This is a genomic window from Pseudomonas sp. 5Ae-yellow (assembly GCF_014077575.1).
Classification (GTDB): domain Bacteria; phylum Pseudomonadota; class Gammaproteobacteria; order Pseudomonadales; family Pseudomonadaceae; genus Halopseudomonas; species Halopseudomonas neustonica.
Genome location: NZ_JACGWE010000001.1, coordinates 275,200 through 300,717 on the forward strand (window position 1 = coordinate 275,200; position 25,518 = coordinate 300,717).

The window sequence follows — 25,518 nt, forward strand, 5'->3', positions numbered from 1 at the left end:
CCACAATCAGCGCTCGATGGTGAATGCGAACAGGTCATGGCTGACAACATACTGATAATTGAAGACGAGCCGGCAATTGCCGATGCGCTGCTCTATGCGCTGGGTACCGAAGGCTTCGCCACCCAATGGTGCGCACTGGCAGGTGATGGCATGCAGTGGCTACAGAACAATCCCGTAGATCTCGTGATACTGGATGTCGGCCTGCCGGACGAGAGCGGCTTTGAACTATGCCGCAGGATTCGCCAATTCTCATCAGTGCCCATCATGTTTCTGACCGCGCGCAAGGAAGAAGTAGATCGTATTGTCGGCCTGGAAATCGGTGCCGACGACTACGTGGTAAAGCCCTTTAGTCCGCGCGAGATATCGGCCCGGGTGCGCGCCATCCTGCGGCGGGCGCGCCCGGAACCAGCCAACACTGAAACCGCGTCGCTGTTTGTCGACGATTCGGCACGGCGACGCATACGTTATCAGCAAGAGTGGCTGGACCTGACCCGCTATGAGTACCTGATACTCAGCACCCTGCTGCAGCATCCTGAGCACGTACGCAGCCGCGATCAATTAATGGACGCCGCCTGGGATGACCCCGCTGCCAGCCTGGACCGCGTAGTCGATACCCATATAAAGGGGATTCGCACCAAGCTGAAACGCATATTGCCAGGTCACGATCCCATCATCACTCACCGCGGGGTGGGCTACAGCATCAAGGTGCGACCACCCGGTGACCACGCGTGACCCTGAGTACCCGGTTACTGGTCGCCTGGTTTCTGATTGCCGGGCTGGCCACGGTGCTGTTTCTCAGCAGCATCCTTAATCAGGTTCCTTCCTCGGTGCGTCAGGCCAGCGAGGAGGTCATGGTCGATAGCGCCAACCTGCTCGCAGGTATAGCTGAGCTGCACTGGAACGACGGCTTTACCAGCGACAGCCCATTCAGTAACGCGGTCAAACGGTACCTGGCAAGGCCTCTGGACGCCCAGATCTGGTCACGCCACAAAACCCAAAACGAGCTAGTGTTGTACCTGACAGACACCCAAGGCAAGGTCCTCTTCCACACAGACGCAAGCCAGATCGGCGCGGACTACTCAAAATGGCGCGACGTATCCATGACTCTGCGTGGTGAATACGGCGCGCGCACGACGCGCAATGATCCAGAGGATGAAACAACCAGCTTCATGTATGTCGCAGCACCGGTGTATCAGGGCGATGAATTGGCTGGTGTGCTCACCCTGGGCAAGCCAAACGCCAGCCTGCACCCCTTCATCACCCTGGCACACGGCTATTTTTGGCAGCGTGGCGGCATTATTCTGCTGGGCGCACTGTTGCTGGGTGCGGGCATGGCCTATTGGCTTACGCGCTCGGTGCGGCAGTTGGTTGATTATGTCGAGCGGGCGCGCAACGGCGAACGGGTCAGCCCACCGAAGCTGGCGGACCGCGAGCTGGCCCGATTGGCCAGCGCGACCGAAGCCATGCGTCAGGAAATTGATGGTAAGGCCTATGTCGAGCAATACGTGCACACGCTGACACACGAGATGAAGTCGCCGCTGTCCGCCATTCGCGGTGCCGCCGAGCTACTGCAGGAAGACGATGTGCCCGCACCCATGCGCAGCCGCTTCCTGGCCAATATCGACAACGAGTCAGAACGCCTGCAGCGTCTTATCGACCGCCTGCTGTCACTCGCCAGCGTGGAGAAACTAAAACATCTGGAACACCCCGAAATCATCGACCTGGCTGAAATTGCAGGCAAGGAGCTGGAAGCCAAGGGTCCGCTGGCGCAAAAGAAATTCGTCCGTCTATCGCTGACCTGCGCAGCAGCCAGCCAACTGCAGGGCGACGCCTTCCTGATTGAGCAGGCGATCAGCAATCTACTGGACAACGCCATCGAGTTCAGCCCGCCAGAGGGCGAGGTAACGGTCAGCATTGAGGAACAGGACGCGAACCTGCTGCTACGTATCGGCAATCAAGGACCGTCAGTACCGGAGTACGCGCTGGATAGGGTATTCGAGCGTTTCTATTCCTTGCCGCGCCCGGACAGTCAGCGCAAGAGCACCGGGCTCGGGCTGAGCTTTGTCAGTGAAGTTGCCAAGCTACATCATGGTCACATTGAACTGCACAACTGCAATATCGGCGTCGAGGCCGTACTGACCATGGCTCGCGGCCAGCGCCCGGCAATCGAAGGCAACGCCTCGACCACCGGGCGCACGCGCGCTTAGTCCTCGTAGGACTCGATCGGCGGGCAGGCGCAGAACAGGTTGCGGTCGCCGTAGACGTTATCGATACGGTTCACACTCGGCCAGAACTTGTTGGCGGCAACCCACGCCTGCGGGAACACAGCCTCTTCACGGCTATAAGCGCGCTGCCAGTCACCAGTGATATCCGCGAGGGTATGCGGCGCGTTGTGCAGCGGGTTGTCCTCTGCCGTCCACTCGCCCTGCTCGACCTTGCGGATTTCGGCACGGATGGTCAGCATCGCATCAACAAAACGATCCAGCTCCGCTTTGGATTCGCTTTCGGTCGGCTCGATCATCAGCGTACCCGCCACCGGGAACGACATAGTCGGTGCGTGGAAGCCAAAGTCCATTAGCCGCTTGGCCACGTCTTCCTCGGTAATACCGGACGCCGCCTTGAGCGGGCGAATGTCGATGATGCACTCGTGCGCGACGCGGCCATTGCGGCCGCTGTAGAGCACCGGATAAGCATCACCCAGGCGCTTGGCCAGATAATTGGCATTGAGAATGGCCACGGCGGTGGCCTGGCGCAGACCGATAGCGCCCATCAGTGCGATATAGGTCCAACTGATCGGCAGGATGCTGGCACTACCCCAGGGCGCAGCGCTAACTGCACCGTTCTGCGGATTCGGGCCATCCAGCGGCACCACCGGGTGATTGGCAACAAAGGGCGCCAGATGCGCTTTGACGCCAATCGGGCCCATGCCGGGGCCACCACCACCGTGCGGAATACAGAAGGTCTTGTGCAGGTTCATGTGCGACACGTCGGCGCCAATATCGGCTGGTCGGGTCAGACCTACCTGCGCATTCAGGTTGGCGCCATCCATGTAAACCTGGCCGCCGTGTTGGTGAATAATCTCGCAAATTTCGCGAATACCTTCTTCGTACACCCCATGGGTAGACGGATAGGTGATCATCAGGCAGGACAGCTTCTCGGCGTTGTCTTCAGCCTTCTGCCGCAGATCGGCTACGTCTACGTTGCCCTGATCATCACAGGCGACCAGTACCACGCGCATGCTGGCCATCATCGCTGAGGCTGGGTTGGTGCCGTGCGCCGAGGTAGGGATCAGGCAGACATCGCGATGCGCATCGCCATTGGCTTCATGAAACTTGCGGATCGCCAGCAGACCGGCGTACTCACCCTGCGCGCCCGAGTTGGGCTGCATGCAGATAGCATCAAACCCGGTGATGCCGCGCAACATGGCTTCCAGCTCGTCAATCATCTGCTTGTAGCCCTCGGCTTGCGCCAGAGGAACAAAGGGATGCAGCTGACCGAATTCTGGCCAGGTGATGGGAATCATCTCAGTCGTTGCGTTCAGCTTCATGGTGCAGGAGCCGAGCGGGATCATCGAATGGTTAAGCGCCAGGTCCTTGTTCTCCAGCGACTTGATGTAACGCAGCATCTCGGTTTCCGAGTGGTAGCTGTTGAACACTGGATGGGTCAGAAAATCGGAAGTACGGCGCAACCCGGCGGGGATGCCCGGCTCAGTGCCGATAATTTGTGCATCCAGCGCGGACAAATTCTGCCCATGCGCCTCACCGACAATTACGGCCAGCAGCGTTTCAACCGTAGCACGGGTAGTGGTTTCATCCAGGCTGACACCCACCGCATCACCGTCGATCATACGCAGGTTTACACGCGCGGCGCGTGCGCGTCCGACAATCTCGCCAGCCTTACCCGGCACATTCAGGGTCAGGGTGTCGAAGAAGCTCTGATTACGCAGAGTGACACCCGCCGCCTGCAGGCCTGCAGCCAGAATGGCAGTCAGGCGATGTACCCGGTCGGCAATGACCTTGAGGCCCTGCGGACCATGATAGACCGCGTAAAAGCTGGCTATGTTGGCCAATAGAACCTGAGCGGTACAGATGTTGGAGTTGGCCTTCTCGCGGCGAATATGCTGCTCGCGGGTCTGCAGCGCCATACGCAGTGCGCGGTTGCCACGGGCGTCGACCGACACGCCAATAATGCGGCCAGGCATAGCGCGTTTGTAGGCATCGCGCGTTGCAAAGAAGGCCGCGTGCGGTCCGCCGTAGCCCATAGGCACACCGAAACGCTGGGCAGAACCAAAGACCACATCGGCGCCCAGCTCACCCGGCGAGGTCAATTTCACCAGCGCTAATAGGTCAGCGGACACACACGCCAGACCCTTTTGCGCCTGAACCTGCTCGATCAGTGGCTTGAGATCGCGAATCTCACCCCAGGTAGTCGGGTACTGGAACAAGGCACCGAACACCTCATGCTCGCCCAGCGTCGACACATCATCCACCACCACGTCAAAGCCAAAAGCTTCGGCACGAGTGAGTACGACTGAAATCGTCTGTGGATGGCAGTCCTCATCGACAAAGAACAGGTTGCTCTTGCTCTTGGCCACCCGCTTGGCCAACGCCATGGCCTCCGCTGCGGCAGTAGCCTCATCCAGCAGCGAGGCACTGGCCAGCTCCATACCGGTCAGATCGATAGTCAGCTGCTGGAAGTTCAACAAGGACTCCAGGCGGCCCTGGGCAATCTCCGGTTGGTAAGGTGTGTAGGCGGTATACCAGCCCGGATTCTCCAGCACATTGCGCAGAATCACCGTCGGCGTCAGGGTGCCGTGGTAGCCCATACCGATACAGGAGGTAAACACCTGATTGCGCGCGGCGACCTGCTTCAGGTAGCTCAGCACTTCGGCTTCGCTACGCGGCGCGCCCAGCCCCAGCAGCTCATTACGCAGAATACTCTGCGGCACGGTCTGACCAACCAGATCCTCCAGCGAGTTGGCGCCGAGGGCGTCGAGCATGGCTTGCTGCTCGGCGGCATCGGGGCCGATATGTCGGCGGATGAAGTCGTCGGTCTGTTCCAGATCAGTGAGGCTGAACGCGTTACTCATGAGTGGTTACCTGCAAAAGACAAATGAAGCAAAAGAAGGAAAGCAAAAAGCCCTGAGGCGACTCAGGGCTTTTACTGCAACAGGACAGACCGCAGATCAGATGGCAGCGCCATAGGCGTCAGCATCCAGCAGTTTGTCCAGCTCGCTAACGTCGCTGGGCTTGATCTTGAAGAACCATGCCGCACCGTATGGCTCGCTGTTGACCAGCTCGGGGGAATCGGTCAGCGCTTCGTTGACCGCAATGACTTCACCGCTGATAGGTGCGTAGATGTCGGATGCAGCCTTGACTGACTCAACCACTGCACACTCTTCACCGGCACTGACCTGGCGGCCCACATCGGGACATTCGACAAAAACCACGTCACCCAGCAAGTCCTGGGCATGGTCGGTAATGCCCACGGTGACAGTGCCGTCAGACTCAAGACGGGTCCATTCGTGGCTGGAGGCGTAACGCAATTCAGCGGGAATATTGCTCATTGATAGGTCCTCAAAATTGAAACGTAATCTTATTCAACAACGGCCTGGCCTTTGCGCACGAAGCTGGGCTTGACCACTCGTACATCGAGTAACTTGCCACGAATCTCGACTTTGGCCGTGCTGCCTGTACCGCGCGGCACTCGGGCCAGAGCGATCGAGTAGCCAAGCGTTGGCGAGAAGGTGCCGCTGGTGATCTCACCTTCACCCACCCCCTCGACAATAACTTTCTGGTGACCACGCAAGACCGCACGCTCGGACAGGACCAGCCCAACCAGCTTGGGTTGATCGCCGGCTTCTTTCTGCTCGGTCAGCGCCGCGCGACCGATAAACTCGCGGTCAGCGGGCTCCCAGGCAATGGTCCAGGCCATATTGGCGGCCAATGGCGAGATATTTTCGTCCATATCCGAGCCGTACAAATTCATCCCGGCCTCCAGTCGCAGCGTGTCGCGTGCGCCCAGGCCACAGGGCTTGCAGCCAGCAGCCAGCAGCGCATCCCAGAACGCCGCAGCTTCGGTACCGGGCAGCATGATTTCCAGACCATCCTCGCCGGTATAACCGGTCCGGCCGATGAACCAATCGCCGTCAGGCAGGCCCTGAAAGGGTTTGAGATCGACAATAAGTGCTGCACGGGCGTCGGTTACCACTTGCTTGGCAACCTCGATAGCGCGAGGCCCCTGCACGGCGATCATCGCCAAGTCGGGGCGTTCAGTCAGCGTTACGGCAAAGGACTCAGCCTGGCGATTCATCCACTCCAGGTCCTTATCACGCGTCGCGGCATTGACCACTACACGATAGCCATTCACGGTCAGATAGACGATCAAATCATCAATCACGCCGCCCTGCTCGTTCAGCATGCCGCTATACAGCGCCTTGCCAGAGTACTTGAGACGGGCAACATCGTTGGCCAGCAAAAACTGCAGGTAGTTCTGCGCTTCGGTGCCGGTCACGTCGACCACTGTCATGTGCGACACATCGAACATACCGACGTCACGTCGCACTTGATGGTGCTCTTCCAGCTGGGAACCGTAGTTGAGAGGCATGTCCCAGCCACCAAAATCGACGATTTTGGCGCCAGCGGCAAGATGCTGTTCGTACAGGGGAGTCCGCGAGGCCATGCAGCAGTCCTTCATTCTGTAGGATTTCAAAGCCCGGATTGTAGCCGCAAACCGCATCACTTTGCAGCACTTCAACCGAAGGTCCGATACGCAGATGGTTTAAACCAGCGCTGCGTCGGCAATGCCAGCTGAAACCGGGCCTAACCCGGACGCCCTGCCGAACGCCGAATCAGCACAATTACCGGTATCAGCCCCGCCAACACCAGGCTCAAAGCCGGCAACGCGGCACGCGCCCAATCACCTTCTGCGGTCAGGCTGTGGATACGCACAGCCAGCGTGTCCCAACCAAAGGGACGCATCAACAGCGTAGCAGGCATTTCTTTCAGCACATCGACAAAAACCAGCAGCGCAGCACTGAAAATACCGGGCAGCAGCAAAGGCAGATAAATACGCCACAGCACGCTGATGCCGTTATGCCCGAGACTATGCGCAGCCTCAGGCAGCGCCGGCCTGATCCGCGCCAGCGAGGAGTCGAGCGGACCACTGGCAACCGCCATGAAACGTATCAGGTACGCCAGTAACAGGGCGAAAAGACTGCCGAGAAGCAATGGCGCAGGATCCTCGGCGCCCCACCACTGCCGCAGTGGAATAATCAGTTGATTATCGGCAAAGCTGAAAGCAAACATTATACCGACGGCCAGCACCGATCCCGGCAGCGCATAGCCCAGGTTAGCCAACGCGACAGCAGAGCGTACCCGGCGTAGCGGCTGCAATCTGCGCGCCAGCACCAGCAGCAAAGCAACCGTCACTGTCACCAGAGCAGCAATCGCGCCCAGCAGCAGCGTGTTGCGGATAAGCGTCCAGTACCGGCTATCGAAGTCACTCTTGCCGCTGCTGACCAGCCAATACAGCAACTGCATTACCGGAATGATGAAGGCAATAGCCAGCACCAGCAGACAAAAGCCGAAGGCCAGCCAGCCACGTACACCTTGCAGCCGGTAAAGCGCGCCCTGGCGGGGGCGCTCAGCGCCGGGGAAGCGCTTGCTGCCTTGCGCGCGGCGCTCGGCGTAAAGCGCGAGCAACACAAATAACAGCAACAAACTGGCCAGCTGCGTCGCCGTCTGCAAGCTGAAAAAGCCATACCAGGTCTTGTAGATCGCGGTAGTAAAGGTGTCGTAGTTGAATACCGAGACAGCCCCAAAATCTGCCAGCGTCTCCATCACCGCCAAGGCAGCACCAGCGCCGATGGCCGGACGCGCCATGGGCAAGGCTACACGCCAGAAGGCTTGCCACGGGGTATGCCCCAGCACCCGCGCCGCATCCATCAAGCCGCGACCCTGAGCCAGAAACGCCCCGCGCGCCAGCATGTAAACGTAGGGATAAAAAACCAGTACCAGCACCAGAATCACGCCGCCGGTAGAGCGAATCGACCACATACGAAAGTCGTTACCCAACCAATCTCGCAGCAGAGTTTGCAAAGGACCAGCAAAATCCAGCAGACCGATCATCACAAAAGCGAGCACATAAGCAGGAATAGCAAAGGGCAGCATCAGTGCCCAATCGAACCAACGGCGGCCAGGAAACTCGCAGAGACTGGTCAACCAGGCCAGACTCACGCCTAACATCACCACCCCGGTAGCGACACCGATAATGAGTATTAACGTATTACTCAGCAGTCGCCCCATCTGCGTTTGTAGCAGATGCGTCCAGATATCTACATCCAGGCTATTCCAGCTGAGCACCAGCACCACGAGCGGCAAAAGCACCAACACAGCGGCAGCATAGGCAACCAGACGCCAACGGCGTTTATCGGCAATGGAAGGGCGCACTACAACAACTCCTGCCAGCAGGCTGTTGAAAAATAAAGGCGAAGCAGCCAAGACAAGGGCCAGTTCAAACACAGCATTGGCCAGACAACTAGTCTTTCAACCGGCTGCCCACCCAGATACAACAACGCCCGGTCTAGCGACCGGGCGTGCAGTATATCGACAAATAGCGCTCAGAGCTGCGCCAGGATCAATGCCAGCCAACGCGATCCATCATCATGATGGCTTCCGCCTGACGACGACCAGCAACCTCAACATTGACGTTGTCAGCCTTGAAGTCGCCCCAGGACGCCACTTCGGCAGAGGGTGCGACCGACTCATTCGCCGGAAACTCCTGATTCACATCAGCAAAAACCCGTTGCGCTTCCTCGGTGGTAAGCCACTCAAGGAACTCGATCGCGCCCTTGCGGTGCTTGGCGTAATGCGTCACACCAGCACCAGAGATATTGACGTGCACACCACGGTCATCCTGATTCGGCCAGAACAGCTTGACCGGCAAGTCGGGATTGGCCACTTCAAGGCGCCCGAAATAGTAGCTATTGACGATACCCACGTCGCACTGACCGGCTGCGATGGACTGCAGCAACGCCGTATCATCCGGGAATACTGGAGTCGCCAGGTTATTGACCCAACCCTGCAACACCTCGGAAGTCCGCTCCGCCCCCAGGGTCTCGATCATCGTGCCGGTTAGAGACTGGTTGTACACCTTTTTCGCGGTACGCAGGCACAAGCGACCCTGCCACTCACTGTCAGCCAGCGCCTCATAGGTACTCAACGTCTCGGGATCAACTCGTTCGGTTGAGTAGGCAATGGTACGCGCACGCAGCGAAAGACCGGTCCAGTAGCCGTTGGCCGAACGATACTGAGCGGGGATATTGGCTTCAATTACGTCGGATTTAACCTCACGCAGCACCCCCTGTTGCTCTGCCTGCCAGAGGTTGCCAGCATCAACCGTAATCAGCAGGTCTGCCGGCGTGTTGGCGCCCTCTGCCTTCAGTCGCGCCAGCAGCGGCGCTTCGCTGTCAGTAATAAACTGGATATTGGTGCCGGTCTTTTCGGTGTACAGATCGAACACCGGCTTGATCAGGTGATCTTGACGGGAGGAATAGACAACCAGCTCCTTGGCTTGGGCCAGGTTGCCCAGTGTGCTCAGCGCGAGCCCGATGACGGCTGCATTGCGAATCACTGACATGGAAACGCCTCTTGGTCGAGAAATTGAAGGCAGATGATAATGATTAGAGTTTAGCTTATCAAACTATTAGTGCTGACTGCCCAGTCTTATGGCCGGGCCAGTGAGGGCAACTCACCACTCACGCCCATAGCGCGTCGCATCACTTCTGCCTTGATCAACGGAGCCTGATCAAAGATCGTCATACCCGCATTGCGCAACCAGCGCAGCGGCAAGGCCTGCGCATGAAACAGTCGTTCAAAGCCTTCCATCGCCGCCATGACCGCCAAATTACTACCCATGCGTGCACGCTCATAGCGCTGCAGTACCGCGAGCTCGGCCAGGCTTTCTCCGCGCGCTAACGCCTCATGCAATACATCACTAAGCGCAGCCGCATCGAGAAAACCCAGGTTCACGCCCTGCCCTGCCAGCGGATGAATGCTGTGCGCAGCATCACCAACCAATACCAATCCCGGCATCGCATAATGCTTGGCATGGCGCTGGCGCAGCGGGATGCTGACTCTTTGATCAACTGACAGGACCGGCCCCAGGCGCGCTTCCAGCGCCTCGGTGATGGCTGCGCAGAACGCCGTATCATCCAGCGCCATCACCTCTGCGGCCGCGTCTGGCAAAAGCGACCATACAATGGAGCAGTAGTGTTTTGCGTTCTGAGAGGGCAAAGGCAGAAACGCCAAGGGGCCGCTCGGCAAAAAGCGCTGCCAGGCCGTGTGCTGATGTGGCTCAGACAGTTCAACCGTAGTAACCACCGCATGATGCAGATAATCCCACTCGCGCATGGCAAAGCCAGCCAACTCGCGCAGTCGAGAGCGCGCGCCATCTGCGGCCACAATCAAAGGTGCCTGTAGACGCTGACCTTCATTGCCGTCAATTCGCCAGCCGCTATCTTCACGCACCAGACCGCGAACCTTTACGCCCGGCAACAAGGTTACCTGGCTGGCGTGCAGTTGCTGCAGCAAGCCATTCTGCACCCGGTAATTCTCAACAATATGACCCAGCCGCGACTCACCCAGCGCTTGCGCGTCAAAATGCACCTCACCAGTGCCTTCTGCGTCCCACACGCACATACTGCGATAGGGCAAGCCCGCATTAAGGCCAAGCCGCTGCCAGGCACCCAAGCCTTTGAGTATCTGTTCAGAAGCCGCACTCAGCGCACTAACGCGGGGATCAAAGCCCGAACCAGTAACCGGCGCCGGAATTAGCTCCAGTGCCTGGCTGTCGAGCAAGCCGATGCGCAGCCGAGTATCGGCCAGGGCGCAGGCAAGCGCCGAGCCCACCATACCGGCACCGACAATCAGTACATCGAAGTGCTGTGTTGAATCCGCCTGCTGCGCTGCTGTACTCATCCCTTCAACCCCATGGCCTGACGCGCAAAAACCGTTTTAAGTGGCGAGACTATATCCATTCCCAGCAAACCCAGGTTGCGACCAGCAGCCAGGACCGGCCGTTGATTACTAAACAAACGTGTCAGCCAGTCGCTGACGGCAATGGTCTGCCGTTGATCGGCTTGCTGCCGTTGCAGGTAATGCTGCAGCAAGCGCAAATCGCCCGGCGACTGCGCCTGACCGGCACCGACAAGGGTATCCGCCAGCGCCATGGCATCGCGCAGCGACAGATTAAACCCCTGCCCCGCAATAGGATGCAGACTGTGCGCAGCATTACCCAGCACGACCAACCCGGAGCGCACCTGCTCCTCGGACTCGGTCAGGCTAAGCGGATAACTGTGTCTTGAACCCACCTTCTTCAGCGCGCCCATGCGAAAGCCAAAAGCGTCCTGCAATCGTGCCAGAAAGGCAGCATCCGACAACTCAGCGACCGCAGCCGCTTCGTCTGCAGGCAACGTCCAGACCAGGGCGCTGCGCTTCTCTGACATCGGCAGCAAGGCCAACGGGCCGCTTTCGGTAAAGCGCTCGTAAGCCACACCCGCGTGTCCGTCAGCGCTGGTAATGTTGGCAATGATCGCCGTCTGCCCATAAGGCCGACTCTGGCGATGAATACCTAGCTGCTCTAGCAAGCCAGAGCGTCCACCATCGGCGATCACCAGCAAATCAGATTGCTGCTGATGCTCGCCCTGTTCTGCCGCCACTGTCAGTTGGTAGCCTTGCGGCGCAGCGGCCACCCGAGTGACCCGCGCTGGTGCTTGCCAGCTCACCACCGAATGATCCAGCGCGCCAAGCAAGGCCTCGCCGAGCACCGCGTTCTCAACGACATAACCGAGAGCCGGCACGCCTTCGCGCTGCGCCGCTAAACGAGTCACCCCAGGATGGCCGCGATCCGAGACGTGAATATGCGCAATAGGCTCAACCCGCTGCGCCAAAGCAGGCCATAGGCGTAGCCGCTCAAGCAACAAGCGGCTGCCATGGGACAGTGCAGTGGAACGCGCATCGTAGCTGGGTTGATCATCAACAGCGCCGGGCGGGTGACTTTCAATCAACTGCAGCTGCCAGTCATGCTGCTGCGCATGCGATTGCAGTGCCAGCGCCAGACTGGCGCCAACCATGCCACCACCGACAATGCTGATCACCTTGCTCACGCGGGCTCCGCCTCCGTCTGGCGTGCGGCTGCCATCAGTGCTTCTATCTCGTCCGGTTCCTTGACGACATTGCCGGTCAGCACCTGACAACCCGTTTTGGTGACCACCACATCATCTTCAATACGAATGCCGATACCGCGCCACTTACGGGGCACGCTGTCATCGTCCGGCGAGATGTAAATACCTGGTTCAACGGTCATTACCATCCCCGGCTCGAGTGCGCGCCAGACGCCGCCGACGCGGTACTCACCCACGTCATGCACGTCCATACCCAACCAGTGACCAACTCGGTGCATGTAAAAGCGGCGATAGGCTTCAGCGGCAATCAGCTCGTCCACATCGCCCTTGAGCAGCCCCAATTCCACCAGCCCTGCGGTAATGACTCGCAGACTGGCATCGTGCGACTCGTTCCAACTACGATCCGGCCCAATCGCCTCGATTGATGCGTATTGCGCGGCCAGAACAATGTCATAAATAGCGCGTTGTTCAGGGCTGAAGCGACCGTTGGCTGGAAAGGTGCGGGTAATATCACTGGCATAGCAGTCAAGCTCGCAACCGGCATCAATCAGAATCAGGTCGCCGTCGCGAATCTGCGAGGTGTTTTCGGTGTAGTGCAGAATACAGCCGTTGCGGCCCGCAGCCACAATCGAGGAGTAAGCGGGCGAACGGCTGCCATGGCGCATGAAAGTATGCTGCAACTCGGCTTCCAGCTGATACTCGTACATGCCTGGACGGCAGACTTGCATGGCACGGGTATGCGCCTCACAGGAAATATCGGCAGCGCGCTGCATGACCTTGAGTTCACCAGCACTCTTGTACAGCCGCATGTCATGCAGCAAGTGATCCAGCGCAACGAACTCGCTGGGCGGCTGCGCACCCAGGCGCGCCTTGCTGCGAATCTGATTGATCCAGTTGGTCAAACGACGATCAAACTCAGGATTGGCGCCCATCGCGTAGTAGACACGCGTGCGCCCTTCGATCAGCCCCGGCAGAATGTCATCGATATCCGTAATCGGGAACGCATCACTGGCACCATACTCACTGACAGCGCCATCCTGCCCGGCACGATAACCATCCCACAGCTCGCGTTCCTTGTCCTTCTCCCGGCAAAAAAGCACGTAATCGCCATGCTCACGGCCCGGTACCAGGACGGCAACCGCTTCCGGCTCGGGAAAGCCTGTGAGGTACTGGAAATCGCTATCCTGTCGGTAATTATGTTCTACATCACGGTTGCGCACATAAACTGGCGCGGCCGGCAAAATCGCAATGCTGTTGGGTTCCATCTGATTCATCAGCGCCTTACGGCGGCGGGCGTAATCCTGCTTGCTGATTTGCATGAAGACCTCGATCAATGCAGTGATGCGGGTGGGGTGTCCTGCTCGCTGGTAGCTGGCTGGCACTCACTAAAGACCATGAGCACAGCCATACGCACGTACTCCATGACTTCCATAAAGTCGACCTCATTGGCCTCCGACTCATCCAGATCGGTTTGCACCTGCGAGATCGCCACAAAGTCACGTAGCACGCTATCCGCCTCTTCGCTCAGCTCGCCGCTGCGCTCGACCAGACCAAAGCCCGCCAGAAAACCTTCACACCAATGCCCGAGAGCTTCGGTGCGGTGATCAATAGTAGCGCTATCGTCGGGCAGCACCAGACTGAGATCAAAACCGCTGCCGGTGAGTTCCGCCAAACTGGCGTCGTAGAGCTGAATCAGTGCGACCTTGCCGGCCTCGGGCAAACTACCGGAACCATCCAGCAGCTCGTTGGCAACGGCAAGCCAGGTAGTATGATCAAGGCGCGCACCTGCAGACAGGCGGCCGACCAGATGGCCGTGCAACTCGGCCGGGTGAGCAACGGCCCCCACATCGCTGCAGATCTGGGCGTAGCGGTCATAGTCAAAAACGGCGGGCATCAAAGCCATAGTGGTTTCCGGGCCTCTTGGAAGTGAGAAACAGGCACTGCCGCGAGTCGTGAATACAGGTATGCTATGGCCTGCACGCGGACGCTCGAAGCAGATGAACTAATGTGGGTCTATTGTGCCTGCCCAGCAAGGGGTAAATCTACCGCCCTGCTAGCGGCAAGCCCAATCCGGACACCGGTCAATAGTGCATTGCGCGAGGTTTGACCACCTTGCGGGCCGCCTCTATAGTGGCTCAACACCGGGAAGACAGAATGGCAACAATGGACGCACCCGATATCGACGCACTCACACAACGCATTACCCAACTGATTGACCTCTGCGACCAACTTAAACTGCAGAATCAGCACCTGCTTGCGCAGGAGCGTTTGTGGCGAGATGAACGCGTACAGTTAATTGAAAAGAACGATTTGGCCCGTCAGAAGGTCGAAGCCATGATATTGCGACTCAAATCCCTGGAGCACGACTCATGAGCCAACCCCTGACAGTCACCCTGCACATACTCGACAAAGAGTATCGTGTCAGCTGTCCGGCAGAAGAACGAAGCAACCTGGAGCAGGCCGCGCGCCATCTTGATACCACCATGCGCGACATCCGCAATAGCGGTAAGGTGATCGGCGTTGAACGCATTGCGGTCATGGCTGCGCTCAATATCAGCCACGAAATGCTGACCGGCAGTCACGATCAAAGCGGCGCACTGAACGAACAGCAAGCACAGATCAGCGATTTGGTTAAACGCCTCGATCAAGCGCTGGAAAACCACCAAAGCTGAACTGGTGCCCGCTGCTTTAAATGCTTATACCAGCCAGCTCAACGCTTAAAACCAAGCCTTTTGAAAGACAAACTGCGACTGACATCGAACTCGCATCGGGTTTTCTGTATAGTGGCAAACATCCCTGGGGTGTTTGCCAGTCGGAGATGTCCCTGAGCCGATACTCCTGTACCAGGAGGCCACGCGTTGTTGCCAGTGTGCATGTCCGCATGACGGAAAGCCTGAGGCAGCGCCGTGTCCCCCACCTTGAACTTTCGGGTTCAAGGGCTAACCCGACAGCGGCACTCTGGGGACCTTTTCCATGACGCCCGACTCCCGCAAGCAATTACGCAAGCAACTGCGCAATGCTCGCCGCGGCTTGAGCCGGGCTGAACAAAAAAACGCCAGCAAACGCCTTGCGCGCCGACTCGGCCAAAGCGCGCTTTTTCTGCGCAGTCGTCATATTGCCTTTTACCTGGCGGCCGACGGCGAGATAGATCCGGCACCGTTAATGTCTCGCTGCCGTCGCCTGCTCAAGCAGTGCTATCTACCCGTATTGAATCGCTGGCCAAGCACTCGCATGAGTTTCCAACGATTGCTGCCGGGGCAGCGCTGGACACGGAATCGCTATGGCATACGCGAACCCCTACTCAACCGCCGTTTGCAGGTAAAGCCTTGGCGTTTGGGCCTGGTATTAATGCCGCTCGTTGGATTTGATGCGCAGGGTAATCGCCTCGGGATGGGCGGAGGCTTCTATGATCGCGCCTTTGCGTACAGGCACAGAAGGAATACCTGGCGGTCGCCGGCACTCATCGGACTTGCTCATGACTGCCAAAAGACCCGTTCACTACCCACTGCCAGCTGGGATATCCCGCTGGACGGCATTGTGACTGACCAAGAGCAGCTGATGCTGCGCCCACACCTGAAGTGTTGGGCCGAATATCAGGGGTAACTGGCGTCCACTTCACGTTCCGAGGATTTATCCAGATAACTCTGCGTGTACCCGGTAGTGACCACCCCCAAACCAAAGACAATAACCAATACCCACAACAAATCTGGCTTACGTCGCACGCGTTGCCTCCTTCTCTATCCGGCAATCTATATTATTATTCAGTACCCAGCCCCTGCCGAAATCCAACCTGATGGATTCCGAGACACTTCAAGCTGGCGTATCAGTTTATCTCATATAATATTTATAAAACCCAATGTCAATATTCGAGACAAAAGGACCTATTGATGAACTACTGGCTAATGAAGTCAGAACCAGACAGTTTTTCCATCGACGATCTAGCCTGTAACAGCCCGTCCCCATGGGATGGCGTTCGTAACTATCAAGCTCGCAACTTCATCCGCAACATGCAAGCAGGAGACAGTTTTCTGTTCTATCACTCCAGCTGCAAACCACCGGGCATCGCAGGCATAGGCACTATTGTCAGTAACCCTTATCCAGACCGCGCAGCACTGGACCCAAGCAGCCCGTACCACGACCTTAAAGCCAGCGCAGAAAACCTGCCTTGGCTGGCGGTTGACGTCGCCCTGTCAAGAAAGTTCCACAAGCTTCTATCGTTGGCGGAAATAAGGCTGATGGACGGCCTTGCGGAGCTGCCTCTCCTGCACAAAGGCAACCGCTTGTCGGTCATGCCTATCACCGAAAAACAGTGGGCAATACTGACAAGCGTCGACTAGAACGATTAATCCGAAGGGGCTACCCCCCAAAGCGGCAAAACCGGCTACTACAAAAGCCAGCAATGTGCTATCAGTAAGGCAACATCAGTAGAGTGCAGCCATGCTACTTAGCTCAGCCACCCACAATGCGAAAAAAACCTTTGCCCTGATCATAGCTTTGTTCGCACTGCTGTTAATTGCTGTTTTCTATGCCTGGCAGGCCCTACTCACTGCCGAACAGGAACAAGCGCGCGCGCGCTTGCAGTTAGAGTCCAATAGTCTCGCCAAACAGATCGAGTCCCGTTTTCAGCAACAGGCAACGACGTTAGTACGTATGGCGCAACGCTGGGAATTTCAGCACGGCAAGCCAGACTTGTGGCAAAGCGACGCAAAAAGATTGCTGCGCGACTTCGAGAACTTCCAGGCCATCGAATGGCTCGACGCTGACTACCACATGCGCTGGATTGAGCCACTGGCGGGAAATGAAGCAGCGGCGAACTTCGCCTATCCGAAGGCGCACCCCAATTACCCACTACTGGTCAAAGCACAAGCTACAGGCCAGCCGCAACTTAGCAACTCATTCAAGTTGATACAGGGTGGCCAGGGCCTGGCTTACTACGTACCTATTTATCGGGATGGCGAGACCAAAACCCAATTTGACGGCTTTCTTCTGGGTATCTTTCGCGTTGAAGTGCTCATGGCAGACCTACTCAGAGACCTCCAGGCCAACCGCTTAAGCATCGAACTGAAAGAACTCGGCCAGACACTGATAAACCGGCCTACCACTGACCAAATCGCCAACAGCTGGCGCGTTACCAGCCCGGTTATGCTCGGTGAAAATCGTAATTTTGTTCTGGTTGTTCATCCCACCCAGCATCTGATGAACAACACCAGTACCCGCCTACCCCTGATCGTCATGCTCAGCGGGACGCTAACGGCGCTATTACTGTGCTGTTCCCTATACCTGGCGCTGCTGGGCGCTCGCCGCAACACCATCCTGAGAAAGACCAATCATCAACTACAGGCAGAGGTAGTCAGGCGCCAGACTATTGAACAGAGCCTGAAACGAACTCAGGCTCGTACCAAGCTGATTATCGACATGACCGATCACAGTCACGACGCGCTTTTCATTATTGGCCTGGAGCCGCAGGAATTGGTGTATCTCAACCGCACATGCTGGCAAAGCCTGGGCTATAGCGAAGAAGAGTTGCGCAAGCTGATCAGCACCGCACCGCAAAAGATCATGCCGGACGCCCGCACCTGGATAGGTGCAGTCAAAAGCCTTATTAACAATCAGGGTAACGCCATTTTTCAGCAACACGTGGTCAACCGTGAAGGAAAGTCCACGCCACTGGAGATCAGTGTACGACACCTCCAACGCATGGGCCGCGACTACCTGATCTGCGTCGGCCGCAACAACAGCGAGCAGCTGGATATCGCTGATCGCCTGAAAAGACTATCCAACCAGGATGGCTTGACCGGCCTCTACAATCGGCGCTATTTCGACAAGACGTTACAGGGAGAGTGGCGCAGATTACGACGCGACAAACTTGCGCTAGGACTTTCAATGCTGGACGTTGACCACTTCAAGGATTTCAACGATCGGCTCGGGCACCAGGCCGGAGATGATGCCTTGCAACGCCTGGCCAGAGCGCTGACTGGCTGCCTCACCCGAGAGGGAGACAGTGTCTGTCGCTATGGTGGGGAGGAGTTCGCTGTGATTTTGCCGGGCGCAGACCTGAAGCAGTGCCTGCAAGTGGCCGAACGTATCCACGAATCGGTCGCCAGCATGGGCTTACCACACCCGCAAACCAGCAATCCCAGCGGCTTACTCAGCGTCAGTATCGGCGCAGCAAGCAAGCAACCAGCGCCGGAGTGGCGCCCTCACGACCTGATTAAATTGGCCGATGCGGCGCTCTACCGCGCCAAAGAGCAGGGCCGGAACCGCACATGCAGCGCCGACGAGAACACTGCGCTCTAACCTAAATACAGACGGTAGGCTGGGTTATCGCTTTCATCCCAGTACTGATAGCCAATAGCATCCAGTGCTTGCGAGACGAGGTGCCGCTCACTCTTTGGCACTTGCAGCCCCGCCACCACTCGACCGTAAGCTGCGCCATGGTTACGGTAGTGGAACATCGAAATATTCCAGCGCCCACCCAACTTGTTTAGAAAGTTAAACAGCGCGCCCGGCCGCTCGGGAAACTCGAAGCGGAACACAACTTCATCAGTGACGTGCTCGGCATGGCCGCCCACCATATGGCGCACATGCAGCTTGGCCAGCTCATTGTCTGTCAGGTCCAGTACCGGAAAGCCTTCCTTTTCCAGCTGAGCTACCAACACGTCTCTTGGGTCCAGCTCTGGATGCGTTTGCACACCGACGAAAATATGCGCCTCGCTGCCACTGTGATAACGATAATTGAATTCAGTGATGGCGCGCTTACCAATAGCCTCACAGAAATTCTTGAAGCTGCCGGGCTTCTCCGGAATGGTTACTGCCAGCAAGGCTTCACGCTTCTCGCCAAGCTCCGCTCGCTCAGCAACATGCCGCAAACGATCAAAGTTCACATTGGCGCCCGAATCGATCGCTACCAGCACCTGGCCGGTACAGCCTTCGCGCGCTACGTACTTCTTGATACCCGCTACGCCCAGACACCCAGCCGGCTCACAGATCGAACGCGTATCGTCATAGATATCCTTGATCGCCGCACACATTTCGTCGGTCGTCACCGTCACGACCTCATCGACGTAGTGACGGCAAACCTCAAACGTATGCTCACCAATCTGGGCTACCGCGACGCCATCGGCAAACAACCCCACCTGACTCAGCACCACCCGCTCATCAGCGGCCATGGCCGCCTTCAGGCAGGCGGAGTCTTCCGGCTCAACGCCGATCACCTTGATATCCGGACGCAGGTACTTCACGTAAGCCGCAATACCGGCAATCAGCCCACCGCCGCCCACTGGTACAAAAATAGCGTTCAACGGCCCCTGGACCTGGCGCAGTACCTCCATCGCCACAGTACCCTGACCAGCAATGGTGTCGGGATCATCATAGGGGTGGATGTAAACGAAGCCCTTTTCCTTGACCAGCTTCTGCGAATAGGCCAGCGCCTCATCAAAGGCATCACCGTGCAATATTACCTTGCCGCCACGTGCACGCACCGCCTTGACCTTGATCTCGGGCGTCGTGCGGGGCATTACGATAGTCGCCTTGACGCCCATATGCCGGGCGGCGTAGGCCAGCCCTTGCGCATGGTTGCCGGCAGAGGCAGCCACCACACCACAGGCACGTTGCTCATCAGTCAACTGCGCCAGCTTGTTATAGGCCCCACGAATCTTGAAGGAAAAAACCGGCTGAAGATCCTCGCGCTTTAGCAGCACGGTGTTACCCAGTCGCTCAGACAAAAAAGGCGCGGCGTGCACAGGGGTTTCAACGGCCACATCGTACACGCGTGAGGAGAGGATTTTCTTGACGTAGGTTTCCAGCATGGGCGAGGTCAGCTTGTTCCGGGTGAAAAGCCGCCAGTCTAGCGAATCCCTGCCTGCGCGACTACACGTGAGCCACCGCAAGCCCGTATAATCGGTATTTCACTAGCGCCCCAAAGGAGCCGACCATGACCCAGGACGAACTGAAACAGGCCGTAGGCCAAGCTGCCGTAGACCGCCTGCTGCCACACCTGGACGCCCAAAGCATCATTGGCGTAGGCACCGGCTCTACCGCCAACTGCTTTATTGATGCGCTGGCCAAGCACAAACTGGCCTTTGAGGGCGCCGTCGCCAGCTCAGAAGCGACGGCTGAACGGCTAAAAAGCCACGGTATTGCTGTGTATGAACTCAACAGCGTTGCCCACCTGGACTTTTATGTCGATGGTGCCGACGAGAGCAACGAACGTCTTGAGCTGATCAAGGGCGGCGGCGCAGCCCTGACCCGCGAGAAAATTGTCGCCGCGGTCGCCAAAACCTTTATCTGCATCGCCGACGCCAGCAAACTGGTGCCGGTGCTAGGCAATTTCCCGCTGCCGGTCGAGGTCATTCCCATGGCGCGCAGCCACGTGGCCCGTGAAATCGTCAAACTCGGCGGTGACCCGGTGTATCGAGAGGGCTGTGTCACCGATAACGGCAACGTGATTATCGACATCTACAACATGTCTATCGTCGATCCGCAGCAGCTGGAAAGCGACCTGAATGCCATTGTCGGCGTGGTATGTAATGGGCTGTTTGCCGCTCGTCCAGCAGATGTTCTGCTGCTCGGCACCAAGGATGGGGTAAAGACGCTGGAACGTGACTGAACCCGGTTCAGCGCCCCGGCACAAAGCGATAGAACAAATTAGGCTCGCTGACCAGGTATAGCCTCCGCTGGTCATCCATCGCCAGCCCCTCGGCCTGCGGAACCGTCTTCTGCAGGCCGCTCATGCCACGCCAGAGCCCCAACAGACTGAGCGGTTCACCGCTCTCCGCATACTCCACCACCATATGTGACTCGTCGCTCAGCAATAGCAGATGACCGGTCTCATCATGCAGGCTCAACGAAGACAAATCGTGCATAAAAAGGCGAGGCGAACCTGGGGACGTTAACTCCTGAATCTGCACCGCCATCGGCCCACCAGCCAATGCATCAACAAAGCCGGTAACCGACAGCACCCGCAGCGGATCACGCTCCTTGACCACCAAGAGGCGCTTGTCCTTATCATCCCAGGACAAACCCTCAAACCCCTTGTTGCCGTTCAGATCCAGCCCGATGACCAGACTCGGCACATTCGATACGTCGATCCGCTCAGCTTGCGGCGGCACGTCAATAACCAAAAGGCGCTGACTGCGCTCTTCCGCAACCACATAGCGGTTGCCGCTGACATGGGTCAGCCCTTCCATATCCTGCACACCATCGATCCGCAGCTTACGCAGCAGAGCGCCCTCTAAACTCAACTCGACCAACAAGGGTTCGCCATTGAGCACGGCAAACAAGGTATTGGTTTCGTTGTTATAGGTCAGCGCAGAGACATCGTCACGGAGCCCTTCAATCGCTCTCGCCTCTACATCAACGCGGTAGTCGTTAAGCAAAAGCCCACCGTGCTGGTGAGCTTCACCATTCAGACGCCAGGCATGCCAGAGCAGCGCATCCAGGTGCAGATAATGCAAAACGGCCGTGCCCAGAAGGAGCAGAAACAGAAAGCCAGCAATCACTTTTTTCATTAGAGCCGCCAGCAATTAGTGGCATCTGGGGCATCTAGAGCGCTGCCTTGTCGCACTGCGCCTCAGCCAGCGATACGCGTAGTGACCTGCAGCTTACCCGGTATCGACAGCGTCAGGGTGTCACCCGCATGCAGCACCCCCACACCAGCCGGCGTGCCGGTAATGACGACATCACCCGGCAACAGGGTGAACTGGGTAGCGATATGCTTTATCAGCGCCAGGATAGGCGTAATCATGTCAGCCGCCTTGCCCTGCTGACGAAGCTCACCATTGATATCCAGCTGCAATGCCAGAGCATCCAGTTCGCCGATGTCGGCGCCCGGCACAAAATGCGAAAGCGGGCAAGCGCCATCAAAGCTCTTGGCACGCTCCCACGGATGCGACTTGGCCTTGAGCTCATCCTGCAGCTCACGCAAGGTTAAATCCAGCGCCAGGCCAACCCCGAAGATAGCCTCTTCGACTTCGCCGTCGCTTACCTCACCGGAAAGCACCTCACCGATCAATAGCGCAATCTCGGTCTCGTAATGCACCGGGCCACGGCCTTGCACCAACTCGATCTCGCCTGCCATGCCAACCACAGAGGTTGCCGGCTTGATAAACAGAAGCGGCTCAGTCGGCACCGGATTATTCAGTTCGCGCGCATGCTCGGCGTAATTACGACCGACGCAGACCACCTTGCCCATGGGCAGGTTTGCCGCTGAGCCATCCAGATAACGATGGTGATAGATCATGCCATTCCTCCAGATTCAAGAGTGGGTAACGCGGTTGCAACAAGTATGCACATTCACAGGCAGACGTTCTCGACTCAGGCAAAGATCTTGCCCGGGTTCATGATGCCGTTCGGATCAAACACCGCCTTGATCGACTTCATCACGGCAATTTCAGCCGGACTGCGGCTGTAGGTGAGATAATCACGTTTGGTCATCCCAACACCATGTTCAGCGGAAATCGAGCCGTTGTACTTCTCAACCACCTCGAATACCCACTTGTTGACGGTCGCGCACTTGTCAAAGAACTCGTCCTTGGACAACGCTTCCGGCTTGAGAATATTCAGATGCAGATTGCCATCACCGATATGCCCAAACCAGACAATTTCAAAGTCGGGATAATGTTCGCCTACGATAGTGTCAATTTCATGTAAGAAAGCTGGCACTTTGCCCACCGTTACCGAAATATCGTTCTTGTAGGGCGTCCAGTGAGAAATGGTTTCGGAAATAAACTCGCGCAGCTTCCATAGATTCTGCAATTGCTGCTCGCTCTGACTCATCACACCATCGACCACCCACCCCTGCTCCACGCAGTGCTCAAAGGTAGCCAACGCATCGTTGGCGATGTCTTCACTGATCGCCTCAAACTCCAGCAGAGCGTAAAACGGACAGTCCGTTTCAAAGGGCGCAGGCACATCGCCACGGCCCATAATTTTGGCCATGGCTTTATCGGAGAAGAATTCAAAGGCAGTCAGGTCGAGCTTATCCTGAAAAGCATGCAATACCGGCATGATGGAGTCGAAGTCCGGCGTACCCAGCACCATGGCGGTCAGGTTCTTGGGTGCGCGCTCCAGCCGCATGGTCGCCTCAACGACAAACCCGAGCGTACCTTCGGCACCGATGAACAACTGACGCAGATCGTAGCCTGTGGCGTTCTTGATCAGGTCTTTGTTCAACTCCAGCAGCTCGCCAGTACCGGTCACTACCTTCAGGCCAGCCACCCAGTTACGCGTCATGCCGTAGCGAATAACCTTGATACCGCCGGCATTGGTACCGATATTGCCGCCAATTTGGCTAGAGCCGGCAGAAGCAAAGTCAACCGGATAATACAGCCCCTGCTCCTCGGCAAACGACTGCAACTGCGCCGTCACCACACCAGGCTGACACACGACCGTGCGATCAAACTGATTAAAGTCACTGATCTGATTCATGTAGTCAAAGGACACCACGATCTCGCCATTGGCAGCAACAGCCGCCGCCGACAGGCCGGTACGACCACCGGAGGGCACCAGCGCCAAGGTGTGCTCATTGGCAAAGCGCACCACGGCCTGCACCTGCTCCACTGTCTTGGGGAAAACGATGGCGAGAGGGGCTGGCTCAAAGTGTTTGGTCCAGTCCTTGCCCCACGTATTGAGCGACTCGGCGTCAACCCGAACCTTGTCCGGTTCAACCAGGGTTTTTAGGGTTTCGATCACGGCTTCTGGGGTCATGGCGGGCTCTCAAACAGAATTCATGCAAGCCTGAGTACATTTCATGCAGTGACAGGCATCAAAAAAGGCAGATTATGCTAGCATACGCGGCTTCCGAAACAGGACACTTCTGTCGGACTAAATCGCAGAAGGTTTTGCTCGGCTCATCTCAAACAGCATTCGGGTAACTGACACCATGGCCAAAACCTCGCTGGACAAAAGCAAAATCAAGTTTCTGCTCCTCGAGGGCGTACACCAGACTGCCGTCGACACACTGAAGGCAGCCGGTTACACCAATATCGAGTATCACTCTGGCTCACTGCCAGAAGAGCAACTAAAAGAAGCCGTTGCCGACGCACATTTCATCGGCTTGCGCTCGCGCACCCAGCTCACTGCTGAGGTATTCAGCCACGCCCACAAACTGGTCGCGGTCGGCTGTTTCTGCATCGGCACCAACCAGGTTGATCTCGATGCCGCCATGGAAATGGGCGTTGCCGTATTCAACGCGCCTTATTCCAACACCCGTTCGGTAGCCGAGCTGGTGCTGGCCGAGGCGATCCTGCTGCTGCGCGGCATTCCTGAAAAGAACGCAGCCTGCCATGAAGGCGGCTGGATGAAGAGCGCAAACAACTCCTACGAAATTCGTGGCAAGAAGCTGGGTATCATCGGCTACGGCTCAATCGGCACGCAGTTGTCGGTTCTGGCCGAAAGCCTGGGCATGCAAGTTTACTTCTACGACGTAGTCACCAAGCTACCGCTCGGCAATGCCACTCAGGTTGGCTCACTGACTGAGCTGCTGGGCATGGCTGACATCGTCACCCTGCACGTACCGGAAACCGCCGCCACCAAGTGGATGATGGGCGAGAAGGAAATCCGCGCAATCAAGCAAGGCGGCATTCTGATTAACGCCGCGCGCGGCACCGTAGTTGATATCGACGCCCTGGCCGCCGCCCTGCGCGACAAGCACCTGAACGGCGCCGCCATTGATGTGTTCCCGGTTGAGCCACGGGCCAACGGTGATGAGTTTATCAGCCCGCTGCGCGAGTTCCAGAACTGCATTCTGACCCCGCACGTTGGCGGTTCCACCATGGAGGCTCAGGCCAATATCGGTCTGGAAGTGGCCGAGAAGCTGGTGCGTTACAGCGACAACGGTACGTCCATCACCTCGGTCAACTTCCCGGAAGTGGCGCTGCCTTCGCATCCGGGCAAGCACCGTTTGCTGCACATTCACCAGAACGTGCCCGGCGTCATGAGCGAAATCAACAGCGTGTTTGCCGCCAATGGCATCAACATCTGTGGTCAGTTCCTGCAGACCAACGAGAAAGTCGGTTACGTCGTAGTCGACGTTGACGCCGACAACTCTGATCTGGCGTTTGAAAAGATCCTGCAGGTCAAGGGCACTATTCGCGTCCGCGTATTGTTCTAAGCGAAGCCTATAGCCGGGCTTGCCTGGCTATGCTTGAAAAGGGGTGCGACTTCGGTCGCGCCCCTTTTTTATGGCGCAAGAGCGGGGCTGGCCCGCAGGCAGTAGCGCGCTGAAAGTTAATCCATTGATACCCCGGATTCCCAAAACAGAGCCCTTCACTGTCATACGCTGGAAACCTCGCGCTGGTTGAATGACGCTTCAACCCGGCAACCGAAGCCAGACC

General features: G+C 57.5%; 23 protein-coding genes and 1 other RNA gene. 10 read left to right on the top strand and 14 right to left on the bottom strand.

Annotation, left to right across the window (positions count from 1 at the left end; genetic code table 11):
• Window positions 1-36 precede the first annotated feature (36 nt).
• Together creB and creC are read left to right on the top strand one after the other, a co-directional pair.
• Complete coding sequence (gene creB / locus H4J77_RS01300) at window positions 37-732, top strand: two-component system response regulator CreB (protein ID WP_182246869.1); 696 nt, start codon at window positions 37-39, stop codon at window positions 730-732.
• The gene (gene creC, locus H4J77_RS01305; RefSeq protein ID WP_182246702.1) at window positions 729-2,207 is read left to right on the top strand and encodes a two-component system sensor histidine kinase CreC; all 1,479 of its coding nucleotides are present in this window, start codon (window positions 729-731) and stop codon (window positions 2,205-2,207) included. Before creB ends, creC begins: the two co-directional genes overlap by 4 nt.
• Here the strand turns inward: creC and gcvP are convergent.
• The 9 genes from gcvP to H4J77_RS01350 all read right to left on the bottom strand — a co-directional run bounded on the left by gcvP (window position 2,204) and on the right by H4J77_RS01350 (window position 14,087).
• Window positions 2,204-5,089, bottom strand: a complete 2,886-nt coding sequence (gene gcvP, locus H4J77_RS01310; protein ID WP_182246704.1) for an aminomethyl-transferring glycine dehydrogenase — start codon at window positions 5,087-5,089, stop codon at window positions 2,204-2,206. The two genes, creC and gcvP, sit on opposite strands and share 4 nt — an antisense overlap.
• Window positions 5,090-5,185: 96 nt before the next feature.
• A complete protein-coding gene (gene gcvH / locus H4J77_RS01315; protein WP_123888381.1) occupies window positions 5,186-5,566 on the bottom strand; it encodes a glycine cleavage system protein GcvH in 381 nt (126 codons plus the stop codon).
• A 29-nt stretch (window positions 5,567-5,595) separates the two neighbouring features.
• Window positions 5,596-6,681 (bottom strand): glycine cleavage system aminomethyltransferase GcvT, encoded by a 1,086-nt coding sequence (gcvT, locus tag H4J77_RS01320; RefSeq protein ID WP_182246706.1) that lies wholly within the window; start codon window positions 6,679-6,681, stop codon window positions 5,596-5,598.
• Between the two features lie 140 nt (window positions 6,682-6,821).
• Window positions 6,822-8,450: an iron ABC transporter permease gene (locus tag H4J77_RS01325; RefSeq protein ID WP_310734909.1), complete on the bottom strand. Its 1,629-nt coding sequence runs from the start codon at window positions 8,448-8,450 to the stop codon at window positions 6,822-6,824.
• A 187-nt stretch (window positions 8,451-8,637) separates the two neighbouring features.
• The gene (locus H4J77_RS01330) at window positions 8,638-9,639 is read right to left on the bottom strand and encodes an extracellular solute-binding protein (RefSeq protein ID WP_123888379.1); all 1,002 of its coding nucleotides are present in this window, start codon (window positions 9,637-9,639) and stop codon (window positions 8,638-8,640) included.
• 86 nt (window positions 9,640-9,725) lie between these two features.
• On the bottom strand, window positions 9,726-10,979 hold the full coding sequence (locus H4J77_RS01335; RefSeq protein ID WP_182246708.1) for an FAD-dependent monooxygenase: 1,254 nt from the start codon (window positions 10,977-10,979) through the stop codon (window positions 9,726-9,728).
• Window positions 10,976-12,166 (bottom strand): 2-octaprenyl-6-methoxyphenyl hydroxylase, encoded by a 1,191-nt coding sequence (gene ubiH / locus H4J77_RS01340; RefSeq protein ID WP_182246710.1) that lies wholly within the window; start codon window positions 12,164-12,166, stop codon window positions 10,976-10,978. The genes H4J77_RS01335 and ubiH overlap by 4 nt, the downstream gene beginning before the upstream one ends.
• Window positions 12,163-13,503 (bottom strand): Xaa-Pro aminopeptidase, encoded by a 1,341-nt coding sequence (gene pepP, locus H4J77_RS01345; protein ID WP_123888376.1) that lies wholly within the window; start codon window positions 13,501-13,503, stop codon window positions 12,163-12,165. Before pepP ends, ubiH begins: the two co-directional genes overlap by 4 nt.
• 11 nt (window positions 13,504-13,514) lie before the next feature.
• Complete coding sequence (locus H4J77_RS01350) at window positions 13,515-14,087, bottom strand: UPF0149 family protein (protein WP_218565704.1); 573 nt, start codon at window positions 14,085-14,087, stop codon at window positions 13,515-13,517.
• 251 nt (window positions 14,088-14,338) lie between these two features.
• On the opposite strand from H4J77_RS01350, the gene H4J77_RS01355 reads away from it, so the two are divergent.
• From H4J77_RS01355 to H4J77_RS01370, 4 genes are all read left to right on the top strand, one after another.
• Window positions 14,339-14,557: a TIGR02449 family protein gene (locus tag H4J77_RS01355; RefSeq protein ID WP_372237842.1), complete on the top strand. Its 219-nt coding sequence runs from the start codon at window positions 14,339-14,341 to the stop codon at window positions 14,555-14,557.
• Window positions 14,554-14,856, top strand: coding sequence for a cell division protein ZapA (locus tag H4J77_RS01360; RefSeq protein ID WP_123888375.1), 303 nt, complete (start codon window positions 14,554-14,556; stop codon window positions 14,854-14,856). The genes H4J77_RS01355 and H4J77_RS01360 overlap by 4 nt, the downstream gene beginning before the upstream one ends.
• A gap of 118 nt (window positions 14,857-14,974) precedes the next feature.
• Window positions 14,975-15,153, top strand: a non-coding RNA gene (ssrS, locus tag H4J77_RS01365) — 6S RNA.
• Between the two features lie 4 nt (window positions 15,154-15,157).
• Window positions 15,158-15,787: a 5-formyltetrahydrofolate cyclo-ligase gene (locus H4J77_RS01370; protein ID WP_182246712.1), complete on the top strand. Its 630-nt coding sequence runs from the start codon at window positions 15,158-15,160 to the stop codon at window positions 15,785-15,787.
• Here H4J77_RS01370 and H4J77_RS19875 read toward each other — a convergent pair.
• Window positions 15,778-15,906 (bottom strand): hypothetical protein, encoded by a 129-nt coding sequence (locus H4J77_RS19875; protein ID WP_256671245.1) that lies wholly within the window; start codon window positions 15,904-15,906, stop codon window positions 15,778-15,780. The two genes, H4J77_RS01370 and H4J77_RS19875, sit on opposite strands and share 10 nt — an antisense overlap.
• 165 nt (window positions 15,907-16,071) lie before the next feature.
• Between H4J77_RS19875 and H4J77_RS01375 the strand changes: the two genes are divergently transcribed.
• Together H4J77_RS01375 and H4J77_RS01380 are read left to right on the top strand one after the other, a co-directional pair.
• The gene (locus H4J77_RS01375; RefSeq protein ID WP_123888373.1) at window positions 16,072-16,521 is read left to right on the top strand and encodes an EVE domain-containing protein; all 450 of its coding nucleotides are present in this window, start codon (window positions 16,072-16,074) and stop codon (window positions 16,519-16,521) included.
• A gap of 100 nt (window positions 16,522-16,621) precedes the next feature.
• The gene (locus H4J77_RS01380; protein ID WP_182246714.1) at window positions 16,622-18,481 is read left to right on the top strand and encodes a diguanylate cyclase; all 1,860 of its coding nucleotides are present in this window, start codon (window positions 16,622-16,624) and stop codon (window positions 18,479-18,481) included.
• Here the strand turns inward: H4J77_RS01380 and ilvA are convergent.
• Complete coding sequence (gene ilvA, locus H4J77_RS01385; RefSeq protein ID WP_123888371.1) at window positions 18,478-19,992, bottom strand: threonine ammonia-lyase, biosynthetic; 1,515 nt, start codon at window positions 19,990-19,992, stop codon at window positions 18,478-18,480. The genes H4J77_RS01380 and ilvA overlap by 4 nt on opposite strands.
• 125 nt (window positions 19,993-20,117) lie before the next feature.
• Here ilvA and rpiA point away from each other — a divergent pair, with 125 nt between their 5' ends.
• Entirely contained in the window at window positions 20,118-20,792 is a 675-nt protein-coding gene (rpiA, locus tag H4J77_RS01390) for a ribose-5-phosphate isomerase RpiA (protein WP_123888370.1), read from the top strand.
• A gap of 7 nt (window positions 20,793-20,799) precedes the next feature.
• Here the strand turns inward: rpiA and H4J77_RS01395 are convergent, their stop codons facing one another.
• From H4J77_RS01395 to H4J77_RS01405, 3 genes are all read right to left on the bottom strand, one after another.
• Window positions 20,800-21,693: an SdiA-regulated domain-containing protein gene (locus tag H4J77_RS01395; protein ID WP_182246716.1), complete on the bottom strand. Its 894-nt coding sequence runs from the start codon at window positions 21,691-21,693 to the stop codon at window positions 20,800-20,802.
• A gap of 62 nt (window positions 21,694-21,755) precedes the next feature.
• Complete coding sequence (locus tag H4J77_RS01400) at window positions 21,756-22,424, bottom strand: fumarylacetoacetate hydrolase family protein (RefSeq protein WP_123888368.1); 669 nt, start codon at window positions 22,422-22,424, stop codon at window positions 21,756-21,758.
• A 74-nt stretch (window positions 22,425-22,498) separates the two neighbouring features.
• A complete protein-coding gene (locus H4J77_RS01405) occupies window positions 22,499-23,890 on the bottom strand; it encodes an FAD-binding oxidoreductase (protein ID WP_123888367.1) in 1,392 nt (463 codons plus the stop codon).
• A 175-nt stretch (window positions 23,891-24,065) separates the two neighbouring features.
• Here H4J77_RS01405 and serA point away from each other — a divergent pair, with 175 nt between their 5' ends.
• The gene (gene serA, locus H4J77_RS01410; RefSeq protein WP_182246718.1) at window positions 24,066-25,295 is read left to right on the top strand and encodes a phosphoglycerate dehydrogenase; all 1,230 of its coding nucleotides are present in this window, start codon (window positions 24,066-24,068) and stop codon (window positions 25,293-25,295) included.
• Window positions 25,296-25,518 lie beyond the last annotated feature (223 nt).

Excerpts from the sequence above, each read along its gene's own strand:
- creB (WP_182246869.1), top strand. The coding sequence starts at position 37 with ATGGCTGACAACATACTGATAATTGAAGACGAGCCGGCAATTGCCGAT.
- gcvT (WP_182246706.1), bottom strand. The coding sequence starts at position 6,681 with ATGGCCTCGCGGACTCCCCTGTACGAACAGCATCTTGCCGCTGGCGCC.
- H4J77_RS01350 (WP_218565704.1), bottom strand. The coding sequence starts at position 14,087 with ATGGCTTTGATGCCCGCCGTTTTTGACTATGACCGCTACGCCCAGATC.
- pepP (WP_123888376.1), bottom strand. The coding sequence starts at position 13,503 with ATGCAAATCAGCAAGCAGGATTACGCCCGCCGCCGTAAGGCGCTGATG.
- H4J77_RS01380 (WP_182246714.1), top strand. The coding sequence starts at position 16,622 with ATGCTACTTAGCTCAGCCACCCACAATGCGAAAAAAACCTTTGCCCTG.
- gcvP (WP_182246704.1), bottom strand. The coding sequence starts at position 5,089 with ATGAGTAACGCGTTCAGCCTCACTGATCTGGAACAGACCGACGACTTC.
- rpiA (WP_123888370.1), top strand. The coding sequence starts at position 20,118 with ATGACCCAGGACGAACTGAAACAGGCCGTAGGCCAAGCTGCCGTAGAC.
- ilvA (WP_123888371.1), bottom strand. The coding sequence starts at position 19,992 with ATGCTGGAAACCTACGTCAAGAAAATCCTCTCCTCACGCGTGTACGAT.
- H4J77_RS01330 (WP_123888379.1), bottom strand. The coding sequence starts at position 9,639 with ATGTCAGTGATTCGCAATGCAGCCGTCATCGGGCTCGCGCTGAGCACA.
- gcvH (WP_123888381.1), bottom strand. The coding sequence starts at position 5,566 with ATGAGCAATATTCCCGCTGAATTGCGTTACGCCTCCAGCCACGAATGG.
- H4J77_RS01370 (WP_182246712.1), top strand. The coding sequence starts at position 15,158 with ATGACGCCCGACTCCCGCAAGCAATTACGCAAGCAACTGCGCAATGCT.
- H4J77_RS01405 (WP_123888367.1), bottom strand. The coding sequence starts at position 23,890 with ATGACCCCAGAAGCCGTGATCGAAACCCTAAAAACCCTGGTTGAACCG.
- serA (WP_182246718.1), top strand. The coding sequence starts at position 24,066 with ATGGCCAAAACCTCGCTGGACAAAAGCAAAATCAAGTTTCTGCTCCTC.
- H4J77_RS01355 (WP_372237842.1), top strand. The coding sequence starts at position 14,339 with ATGGCAACAATGGACGCACCCGATATCGACGCACTCACACAACGCATT.
- H4J77_RS01400 (WP_123888368.1), bottom strand. The coding sequence starts at position 22,424 with ATGATCTATCACCATCGTTATCTGGATGGCTCAGCGGCAAACCTGCCC.
- H4J77_RS01395 (WP_182246716.1), bottom strand. The coding sequence starts at position 21,693 with ATGAAAAAAGTGATTGCTGGCTTTCTGTTTCTGCTCCTTCTGGGCACG.
- H4J77_RS01360 (WP_123888375.1), top strand. The coding sequence starts at position 14,554 with ATGAGCCAACCCCTGACAGTCACCCTGCACATACTCGACAAAGAGTAT.
- H4J77_RS01335 (WP_182246708.1), bottom strand. The coding sequence starts at position 10,979 with ATGAGTACAGCAGCGCAGCAGGCGGATTCAACACAGCACTTCGATGTA.
- H4J77_RS01375 (WP_123888373.1), top strand. The coding sequence starts at position 16,072 with ATGAACTACTGGCTAATGAAGTCAGAACCAGACAGTTTTTCCATCGAC.